The organism is Mesorhizobium sp. WSM4830 (genome assembly GCF_055811495.1).
Window position 1 is genome coordinate 1 of record NZ_JBVVQI010000065.1, and the last position, 9,160, is coordinate 9,160.

Genomic DNA, 9,160 nt, shown 5'->3' on the forward strand with positions numbered 1-9,160 from the left:
CGCTACAGCGCTATCAAGGGCGCGCTCGCGAACGGCTTCGCTACCGCCGAGCTACACCACCTGTGGGGACACGACCGGACATGACACGCCAGCAACTCGCACGCCCTGACATTAGGTGGATTCCAGGCGTGTTTGTTCTGGTCCTTTAACGCATGTGAATGCATACGCGACAAACCTCGGCATTAGTGGCCTGGAAGAGCAGATGTGGAGGCGCGAGGTGCGACAGCTTGAAGATCTCGTGGAGCACTATGTCGGCACACGCAGCCGGCGTTCTAGAGTCATATCGACAGGGCTCGCCTTGAGAGCGCTAAGGCAGGTCGTTGGGATGGCTTCAATCTCAGACCGGGAGCTTGAGAACATGGTCGCCGACCGTGCGGTCAGGCATGGTCTCGCCGTGGACTTTGATCATATACGGCAAAACTAAAGTTCTGCCGTTCTCGGACCGCTACTGGGCCATTGCGGGTCGCGCTTTGACCCGCAATCGGTCTCGCGACTCGGCGACCTGCTGCGTGCGCCGAGCGAATGGAGCTTCGTAGAGCCTCCAGCTGTGCGGGGCCTGTTTTGGTTGGGCCTGGAGGATCAGCTGCCTCGCCGAAATTCGAACCCGTTGATCCCTTTAATGTTCTGCCAGACCTGCAGGCACCTCCCGCCACCTTGCCTGGGGCGTTGGCTCAAGCATTCACACTCGTTAAGCCGGAGTTTGTCGGTCTTGCAGGCCGCCCACATTGTAGCATCGTACGCATTGCCGCCGAAATGATGGCGCCTGTAGTGGGACCGGCGGCGAGGACGACGCACGCCGCCTCAATTGCCATGGTGCGAGCAGCAAAATGGCTATTCCAAACTCATCCCGAAGTGCTGAGCTTTTCAATTTTGAGAATCAAGCTGAGCCTCAGAATCTTTCGCCCGCTCTCGTCACGAATATCCACCAATAGCTGTTGCTGCTCCGAAGCTCCCAGTGCGTCCCGTGCCAAGTCTATTAGACCGTCGACGGCTGCTTGGCGGGCGGCCGCGATCCCTTCGCATTCCAGGCCCATGTCGTCTTCGACGAGATGCTCGGCATCGCCGCTGTCAAAGAAATATCGTCGCATGCGATCGGCATCCTCATCAAAAGCTAGGCAGGGTCCCTTTGGTGCAGGTACGTCGGATCGAAGTCTCCTGCTCGAACCAGGCGGGGCCAATCGAGAGCACGCAGCCTTGTGCCTGACGTGGCAATCAGGCCGTCGCCTCGCAGTTCCTGAAGGGTGCGGTTTACGTGAACTGTCGACAAGCCGAGAGCATCGCCAAGAGCGGCCTGCGTTATGGGGAGATCCGCTACGTGGTCCTCGATGCGTCCGACAGACCGCAAACGCACGATAAGCTCGCATAGGATGTGGGCGGTGCGGGCATAGGCCTCGCGTCGCCCGACATTGGTGACCCATTCCCGGTAGATGGAGGCGTCGATGAGGGTCGATCGCCAGAACGCCGTCGCGATACGCGGATGCTGTTCGCAAATCGGGCGAAGGACGCTATGACGGATGAAGCCTAATCTGCTTGGCGTCAAGCTCGAGAAGCTGCAGTCCATCACAGAAAGATGCATGCCATGCAGATCGGGAAGATCGCCTGCGACAAAGAAGCTGGTGATCTGCCGTCTTCCCTGACCAGTGTACTTGGACGAACACACCAGGCCGTCCAGAACCACAAACGAGTTTGCGGGGCTATCGCCTTCCGAGACGATATCCTGATTGGCTGCGACATCCTTTTCCTGAGTCGGCATGCCCCGCAGGATCGCGGCGTCATCGTCGCTGATATCAGCGATTGTTCGAATTTTGCGGATGAGCACGTCTGACGACAAAATTGAAGACAAGACTTGTGGACCTACTTTGGTTGTTATCGCAAGTTTGCACTTACATGTTCAAGTGCTCTGCGGCGACAGCGAGCGCTCACAATTGCCGATGGATATTCTCTGTTCCGATCCAACCTCGAAGCTGGAAGCAGCACGTCTGCTGGAGGGGCGATCGGTCCGCAACCAAACCGCGGCGTCCCAATACCTGCTGCAGCTCTAGAAACTCAGAATGCATGGCGTGCGAACGCCCCCGGTGTGTCATCGTTGCTGTACGATTTTAACTATCGGCCTCCTTCCGAGCAAAGCGGGCCCCTTTGCAGCTACTGGGCGCTGGGGGCTAGAAGCGATCAGCCTCACCGACATGAACGGCGTCGTGAGCAGTATGTAGAGGAGGCTGTTGTCCTCTTGTCCAGCGCCTTGCGGCCTTCTGGAACCATCAAAACTGACAATCGTTACGCTGTTCAGCAAGGTACATGAGGGGCAACGTGAACGAAGATGACGCCTCACCATTAGCGACCGGGGCAGAAGGCCTCGACTATGTCTTGCGCGGGGGTTATGCCAAATTTCGGTCACACCTCGTGGAGGGAAGGCCTGGTTCGGGCAAGACCACGCTCGGGCTTCAGTTCCTTATCAAGGGAGCCTCGCAAGGCGAAAAATGCCTCTATATTACGCTGTCCGAAAGCAAGCGCGAACTCATATCCGTGGCAAGCAGGCACGGGTGGACTCTGGACGGGATAGAAATTCTGGAACTCGTTCCTCCAGAACTCAGCCTTGATCCCTCCCAGTTGCAGACGCTCGTGCATTCTTCTGACCTGGAACTCGGGGAGACCGTGCAGGCAGCCTTGGCTGAGATCGACCGTATTAAGCCACAGCGCGTCGTATTCGATTCTCTTTCCGAAATCCGGCTGCTCTCGCAGGGCTCACTACGCTACCGCAGGCAGGTCCTGGCGTTGAAAAGCTTCTTTCTGCTCAACCATGCGACGGTGTTGTTACTCGACGACCTCACGGCCGAGCAGGATGACCTCAACCTGCATTCGATCAGCCATGGCGTCATCCGCATGGAGCAATTGACTCCGATATACGGTGGCGAGCGGCGGCGCTTGCGGGTGATAAAGATGCGTGGGGTGCAAATACGTGGCGGTTACCACGACTTCGTTATCCGACCGGGCGGGATCACGGTCTTTCCGCGATTGGTCGCCGCCGAGCACCCTGAAGCCGAGCACGGCTCGCCGGCCCTAAGCGGAAATGCCGTGGACACTCTGCTCGGCGGCGGCCTCGATCGGGGCACAAGCACGCTTTTGATCGGCCCTTCGGGTGTGGGGAAGTCCACCATAGCCTGCTCCTACGGTCATGCAGGGCTGCGGCGCGGTGAGCGCGTCCTGGTTCTGCTGTTCGATGAAACTGATCGCATTTTCCTGGGACGTGCAGCTGGTGTCGGTATGGATCTCAAGCCCTTCCTGCAAGACGGAATGCTCCTGCTCGAACAGATCGACCCGGCAGACCTTTCACCCGGCGAATTGTCCTCTAAGATCCAGATCGCAGTCGAGCGGTTCGATGCCCGGATCGTAGTGATCGACAGCCTCACGGGATATCTGAATTCGATGTCGGAAGAGCAGCACCTTGTGCTGCAGATGCATGAAATTCTCACCTACCTCAACCAGAAGGGCATCGTCACGATCCTGCTGCTGGCCAATCACGGGCTGATCGGCCACACGGCGGCACCAATCGACATGACCTATCTGTCTGATGCAGTGATGTTGCTGAGGTTTTTCGAAAGCGGCGGTCGCATCCGACGAGCGATTTCGGTAGTGAAGAGGCGGGTTGGTCCTCATGAGGACACCATCCGTGAATTCATGGTCAGCAGCCAGGGCATAGTTGTCGGCGAGCCGCTCGACCAATTCAGGGGGATACTTACAGGCGTGCCCTTTTTTGAGGGCAAACAAAGCGATCTGCTCGCAGACAAGAAGCCATGACGCCGAAAGAACCCGTCGTACTTGTGCTCGCCCCGGTCGGTCGAGACGCTCAGCTAGCCGCCTCGATTCTGGCAAAACACGGGATCGGCACACGCATCTGCGCAAATCTGGATGAGGTTTTGCGGCTTCTCGACAGCGCACACTGCCTCGTCGTGGCCGAAGAAGCGCTCATCAATTCCGACCGGAGCAAATTCGCCGCCTGGCTGCAGAACCAACCTGCGTGGTCCGATTTTCCAGTGGTTCTTTTAGTCATGCGGGGAACGGAGTTCGACAAGCGTCTTGCGTTTCTAGATCGGTATCTCATCGTTCTCGAAAGGCCTTTCCTGGCCTCAAGCCTGGCCAATTCGGTGAGGTCGGCGTTGCGTGCGCGTGCACGCCAACTCGAGGTCAAGTCCCATCTTGAACAGAAACAGCTGGTCGCAGACCGTCAAGAGCTCTTGATCCGCGAGCTTCATCACCGGGTCAAAAACACCCTGGCCAACGTGCGAGCGATGATGGGAGCGACGGCCAGGTCCAGCGATAGCATCGACAGCTTCGTGCGTGATTTCTCGGCAAGAATCGTGTCGCTTGCCGATACGCACTCAATGCTTACAGACGATTATTGGCAGACGGCCTCTTTACAGAAGTTGCTTGAGTCGGAACTGAGCCACTACGAGATCCATAGCGAGCCGCGAATATCACTGCGTGGCCCGAATGTGGCCCTCGTCTCCGACATTGCGATACCTGTCGGCATGGCGTTTCATGAACTTGCCTCCAACTCAGCAAAATTCGGCGCCCTGTCGCGCCCGCAAGGCCGCCTTGAAGTGCAATGGTGGATACCGGATTCCGCAGGTGAGCAGGTCCTGCATCTTCATTGGCAGGAGCTGGACGGCCCCATTGTGCAGTCGCCGTGTCGACGAGGCTTTGGAACGACATTGCTGGAGAGGGTGGTTACAGTGCAATGCAATGCGAAGATCGAACTGCATTACAATCCCGGCGGCCTGCGTTTCACTATGGCGCTACCATTGCGCGAAACGAGGCTCGTGCCAGCGTACTCCTAAGTGACCTGCCGGACGCGCCCGCAGCCGTTGTGGATTGTTTGATCCGTACCGAGCGGAATCCATTGTCATTTTTAAATGACTCCTTGGGCCAGCGGAGTCATTGTCCGCTGTCGTTTCGTTCACCTGTCGCCAGCTGAGGAGGCCCCAGATGATTGATCGCATGAACATTGACCCAGCCCTTTACCCGACCGATTTGGAAGCCCTCAAATCCGTTTTCAGCAAGATATGCGAGGAAGGGCATGTTGAGCCCGGCTCACCCGCAGCTGAGAAGCTCGCAGCCGATCTTGTCCGGCTTTTCCAGAGTGGCATGACTGATGAGAGCGTGCTGCTCATCGCGGCTCGGGCGCGTTTCCAAGCGGTTAAGCAGGTAGGCTGACCTGTTCGGTGGTTGCACTTGGTGCAAGGCGAACCACCACCACCGACGCCCCCAAACCGGATGGTCGAACCCAACGCCAGCTCGTTTAGGGGATCGGCGACAGCCAAAGCGCGTGCCATATCCCCGCTCGGTGCCCCTCGCGAACGACATTCGTGAATGACGGTTCGGAACGGTTGGCCCTGTCGGGGGTTACCTCAGTCCAACGGAGAGGAGACTCCAAAAATGGACCACACCAATCACGTACGGCTTTCGAGTTCTGAACTGCGCGCTGACGTTGTTGAGGGAGCGACCATCTACGGTCGCGACGATGAGGAAATCAGTTCAGTCGACCACATCCATGGAACGGGCGAGCATGCGCAAGTCGTCTTCGATGTTGATGGGTTCCTCGGCATAGGGTCAAAGCGCGTGGCCCTATATGCAACTCAGCTCGATTTTATGCGGGACGAAGACGGCACCGTGCATGCCATCACACAAATGACCACTGAGCAGTTGAAGGCCCTGCCAGAGCATTTTGATTAAAATCAGCTTCGTCGATCTCGACCGTCAGATATTGTCAAAAGGATGAAGGTCGATCCGAGTGCGAGCTCGTTCAGAGCGTCGACGAAGGCGTCGACCTGATCGTGATTGTCCATTCGGCAACGAACAGACCTCGTCGAGGAATGTTTCGTTCCAGCGACCGCGCAAGAGCTTCACGTTGCGGCTCAACCTGGGCGGGGCAGGTTTGCCCGTGTGTCCTTGTCGCCTGAGACCGGAAGAACCTTCACGTCATGGCCAGCGAGAGTTTCACTTTCGTTGCTGCGTGGGCCTTGCCAGCCGAACCAGGGTCCTGCGGCATGCGGATCGTGACTTCCTGCGTCACGCGTCATGACGTTCTGGAAACGCATCCACGATTTCAAAGTCGCTGCGGTGGAACATGCTGCCGGAACTTGACGCTAGCCGGTGCTCATATCGGCGGAACGATGTGGTCAGATAACCCATCGAGGCAAGACCGGACAGCCCCACTCCGGCCCCTCGGAAGCGGTCGTGAGTCAGAGACTGGGCAGTGTCGTTGTTAGATGGCCGGTATTTCTGCAGCTGGTGGATGATTATTTGCGAGCGCAGGTCTGCACCTGCATCTATTGGCGCGCCCAAACGTTTGCCGTCGAGGAAGATGCGACGGACTGCATTCATGTCGAAGAACAAAGCCGAAGATTCCGACGAAAACCAAGTGCAACTGGAGCGGCGGGCTGGACAAGAAGACAAGGAGGGCCGTGGACGCAATGCCGAACGGCCATCGCAAATTTCCGGCCGCGGCTGGAGGGATGTGCTGTGGCGGGTGTGGGCTGAGGTAACAGAGGACCGTGTCACGCTGATCGCGGCCGGAGCCACGTTCTACCTGCTTCTTGCGCTGTTTCCAGCGCTTGCCGCCTTCGTGTCCATCTACGGCTTCGTCGCCGATCCTCAGACCGTCGCCGAGCACATTTCACTCCTTGGCGGCATACTGCCTTCGGGCGGTCTTGATCTTATCAGGTCGCAACTTAACTCATTGGCCGCTCAGAACACTGGCGCGCTCAGCTTTGGCTTTATCTTCGGTCTTGCCGTCGCACTATGGAGCGCCAACAGCGGCATCAAGACGCTGTTCGAAGCAATGAACATCGCTTACGAGGAGACTGAAAAGCGCGGCTTTATCCATCTGAATCTCCTGGCCTTGGGGTTCACCCTTGGCGCCATCCTCATTGGCATCGGCCTTATCATCTCGGTCGGAATCGTGCCCGCAATGCTTGCGGTGCTGAACCTCGGCGGCTGGACCGAAACCCTTGTGCGGATCTTGCGGTGGCCGGTTTTGCTGATCATGGTCGGAATCGGAATTACGCTGATCTACCGCTACGGCCCTAGCCGCGAAAAGGCAAAGTGGCGATGGGCCACATGGGGAGCCTTCCTCTCGGCTGGGGTTTGGATCGCGGTCTCGGTGGGGTTCTCCTTTTATCTTGAAAACTTCGCTAACTACAACGCGACCTACGGAGCCTTGGGGGCGGTCATCGGTTTGATGATGTGGACCTGGATTTCCGTCATTGTGCTGATTGTGGGTGCGGAGCTGAATGCTGAGATGGAGCACCAGACAGCCAAGGACACCACCACAGGTGCGCAGCAACCGATGGGTACGCGAGGTGCCACGGTCGCGGACACGCTGGGGAGATCGGCCGATGCCGCTAACAAGCAGTCACGTTTGGACGAGCGCAAACCGTAGCGCCTTACTGTGCATCTGCCGCAACTTCGCTTGGCGCCAATGACGGTGTTAGATGGCCGTCATCTTTCGAACAGGCCTATCGAGCAATGAGGGTATCCTCCCCATCACCCCATCACCGGAAAGACAAAGCAGGATTCAGATGCTGCTCCCCCCTACTGAGAGCCCGCCCACGAGCCGCCTCACCGCCGAGCTATACCACTGAGCGGAGCACGCCCAGACGCAACCATCCTTGCATCTAGGTCTTAGGTGCGACGCTTTGCCATTGAAGCCACCAACAACGCAGATGCTGCGTGAGCGCCTGTCACCCGCCGCAACGTTGCGCTGTGTGTTCTTCAAGACTGTTGCCGCGCGTACGGTGCCCCGTGCGATTGGGAATCGGCGCTGGCCGCTTCCAGACCTCGCCTCGCGGAGTCAGTCGTCCCGAGCCTTCAGCGCACGTGCGAGGAGCCTGGTGTCATTTAGCTGGATCACGCACGTCTCGAACGCTTTGGTCGGGCCGCGCCAGCGCAGCTGTTCGACGTCATCGAATAGCTGAGCGTCCGTACGCAACGTCGCGAGATTTTTGAACAAAAGTGCGAGCTCTCTACGCTTGCCGAGGGCTTCAGGCGGAAAGCTTTCAAGGGGGCCATAGCGGCCCAGCAGCCGCGCTGACGAGACCAGGCCGATGCCCTCGAGACCCGGGTAGCCATCGGCGGTGTCACCCACGAGCGCGAGGAAATCTGGAATCAGGGACGGCTCAACTCCGAACTTCTCGCGTACACCGGCGGCGTCGCGAATTTGCTTGGTCCTGCGGTCTACCTGAACCACATGGTCACCTCGCACGCACTGCGCGAGATCCTTATCCGGCGTCCAGATGCACACCTTCTGCACGCGCTCATCGGCAGCCGCGCTCCGTGCCGCGGATGCCAGCGCGTCGTCGGCTTCCAGGTCGATCATCGGCCAGACCGCCACTCCCATGGCCGCCAGGGCTTTCTCAAGGGGGTGGAACTGCGCGAGCAATGCCGGCTCGATGCCATCCCCGGTCTTGTAGCCGGGCCAGAGCCGATTTCTGAACGACTCGATTACATAATCTGTCGCTACCCCAATGTGTGTGGCGCCATTCTCGATCATCTCCAGCACTGTGTTCAGCACGCCAACGACGGCGCCAAACGGCTTGTCTTGGCCGTTGTTGAACCGGCGTTGGCCATAGAAGTGGCGAAACAGCTCGTATGTGCCGTCTACTAAATGAACGATCATTTCAATCCTCGAGAAAGCGCTCGGCCGTGCCCGTACGCCCACCGCAAGCCATGCCTCTTACCGCAGCAACTTACCTTCAAGTCACAGGCGCGGGCACTACTATATGGTAGCGCGCTGCGACAGCCCCTTTGACAATAATGATCTGCGCATGGCGCTGAATACGCGGTCGACCGCGAAGCGCTCGTCAAGACTATCCTTGGCAAGGTCGGCGATGACACGCCGGTACACGCAGCCCATCCTTTGTTCTGCGCCGACATTGAGCAGCGTGTCTACGATCCGGACAAGGCACGCATTCCATTACCGGAAATTAGCACATGGCGCATTCGTCACCCGCCCTTTCGAGCAGTCCTGCGCGGCGACAATCAAGGTGAGATTCAGCGTCAATCAGGATGAGACTCGGCGGCGGGGGTGTGACGAAGGGAGGGCGTAGCCCGACCGGAGTTACATCCCCGCCGCGGCGCAATTTTTCGGCGTCTCATGACGCGG

9 protein-coding genes and 1 pseudogene are annotated in these 9,160 nt (G+C 58.4%); 6 read left to right on the top strand and 4 right to left on the bottom strand.

Features of this window, described 5'->3' with window-relative positions:
- Positions 1–842: 842 nt before the first annotated feature.
- Together AC0L2Y_RS34025 and AC0L2Y_RS34030 are read right to left on the bottom strand one after the other, a co-directional pair.
- Positions 843–1,088 carry a DUF6894 family protein gene (locus tag AC0L2Y_RS34025; RefSeq protein WP_473562256.1) on the bottom strand — a complete coding sequence of 82 codons (246 nt, stop codon included), beginning with the start codon at positions 1,086–1,088 and terminating at the stop codon, positions 843–845.
- 23 nt (positions 1,089–1,111) lie between these two features.
- Positions 1,112–1,843, bottom strand: a complete 732-nt coding sequence (locus AC0L2Y_RS34030; protein WP_473562257.1) for a Crp/Fnr family transcriptional regulator — start codon at positions 1,841–1,843, stop codon at positions 1,112–1,114.
- A gap of 452 nt (positions 1,844–2,295) precedes the next feature.
- Between AC0L2Y_RS34030 and AC0L2Y_RS34035 the strand changes: the two genes are divergently transcribed.
- From AC0L2Y_RS34035 to AC0L2Y_RS34050, 4 genes are all read left to right on the top strand, one after another.
- Positions 2,296–3,795 (top strand): ATPase domain-containing protein, encoded by a 1,500-nt coding sequence (locus AC0L2Y_RS34035; protein WP_473562258.1) that lies wholly within the window; start codon positions 2,296–2,298, stop codon positions 3,793–3,795.
- Complete coding sequence (locus AC0L2Y_RS34040; protein ID WP_473562259.1) at positions 3,792–4,835, top strand: sensor histidine kinase; 1,044 nt, start codon at positions 3,792–3,794, stop codon at positions 4,833–4,835. Before AC0L2Y_RS34035 ends, AC0L2Y_RS34040 begins: the two co-directional genes overlap by 4 nt.
- Before the next feature lie 148 nt (positions 4,836–4,983).
- A complete protein-coding gene (locus tag AC0L2Y_RS34045) occupies positions 4,984–5,211 on the top strand; it encodes a hypothetical protein (protein WP_473562260.1) in 228 nt (75 codons plus the stop codon).
- Positions 5,212–5,433: 222 nt separating this feature from the next.
- Complete coding sequence (locus tag AC0L2Y_RS34050; protein ID WP_473562261.1) at positions 5,434–5,730, top strand: PRC-barrel domain containing protein; 297 nt, start codon at positions 5,434–5,436, stop codon at positions 5,728–5,730.
- A 336-nt stretch (positions 5,731–6,066) separates the two neighbouring features.
- On the opposite strand, the gene AC0L2Y_RS34055 is transcribed toward AC0L2Y_RS34050, so the two are convergent.
- Positions 6,067–6,393 carry a hypothetical protein gene (locus tag AC0L2Y_RS34055; protein ID WP_473562262.1) on the bottom strand — a complete coding sequence of 109 codons (327 nt, stop codon included), beginning with the start codon at positions 6,391–6,393 and terminating at the stop codon, positions 6,067–6,069.
- Between AC0L2Y_RS34055 and AC0L2Y_RS34060 the strand changes: the two genes are divergently transcribed.
- On the top strand, positions 6,380–7,438 hold the full coding sequence (locus AC0L2Y_RS34060; protein WP_473562263.1) for a YihY/virulence factor BrkB family protein: 1,059 nt from the start codon (positions 6,380–6,382) through the stop codon (positions 7,436–7,438). The two genes, AC0L2Y_RS34055 and AC0L2Y_RS34060, sit on opposite strands and share 14 nt — an antisense overlap.
- 411 nt (positions 7,439–7,849) lie before the next feature.
- On the opposite strand, the gene AC0L2Y_RS34065 is transcribed toward AC0L2Y_RS34060, so the two are convergent.
- Positions 7,850–8,674 carry a 5'-3' exonuclease gene (locus AC0L2Y_RS34065; protein ID WP_473562264.1) on the bottom strand — a complete coding sequence of 275 codons (825 nt, stop codon included), beginning with the start codon at positions 8,672–8,674 and terminating at the stop codon, positions 7,850–7,852.
- A gap of 88 nt (positions 8,675–8,762) precedes the next feature.
- Between AC0L2Y_RS34065 and AC0L2Y_RS34070 the strand changes: the two are divergent.
- Positions 8,763–8,990: pseudogene (locus tag AC0L2Y_RS34070) on the top strand (ABC transporter substrate-binding protein); the annotation flags it as partial.
- Between the last annotated feature and the right edge of the window lie 170 nt (positions 8,991–9,160).

Excerpts from the sequence above, each read along its gene's own strand:
- AC0L2Y_RS34045 (WP_473562260.1), top strand. The coding sequence starts at position 4,984 with ATGATTGATCGCATGAACATTGACCCAGCCCTTTACCCGACCGATTTG.
- AC0L2Y_RS34035 (WP_473562258.1), top strand. The coding sequence starts at position 2,296 with ATGAGGGGCAACGTGAACGAAGATGACGCCTCACCATTAGCGACCGGG.
- AC0L2Y_RS34025 (WP_473562256.1), bottom strand. The coding sequence starts at position 1,088 with ATGCGACGATATTTCTTTGACAGCGGCGATGCCGAGCATCTCGTCGAA.
- AC0L2Y_RS34050 (WP_473562261.1), top strand. The coding sequence starts at position 5,434 with ATGGACCACACCAATCACGTACGGCTTTCGAGTTCTGAACTGCGCGCT.
- AC0L2Y_RS34040 (WP_473562259.1), top strand. The coding sequence starts at position 3,792 with ATGACGCCGAAAGAACCCGTCGTACTTGTGCTCGCCCCGGTCGGTCGA.
- AC0L2Y_RS34065 (WP_473562264.1), bottom strand. The coding sequence starts at position 8,674 with ATGATCGTTCATTTAGTAGACGGCACATACGAGCTGTTTCGCCACTTC.
- AC0L2Y_RS34060 (WP_473562263.1), top strand. The coding sequence starts at position 6,380 with ATGTCGAAGAACAAAGCCGAAGATTCCGACGAAAACCAAGTGCAACTG.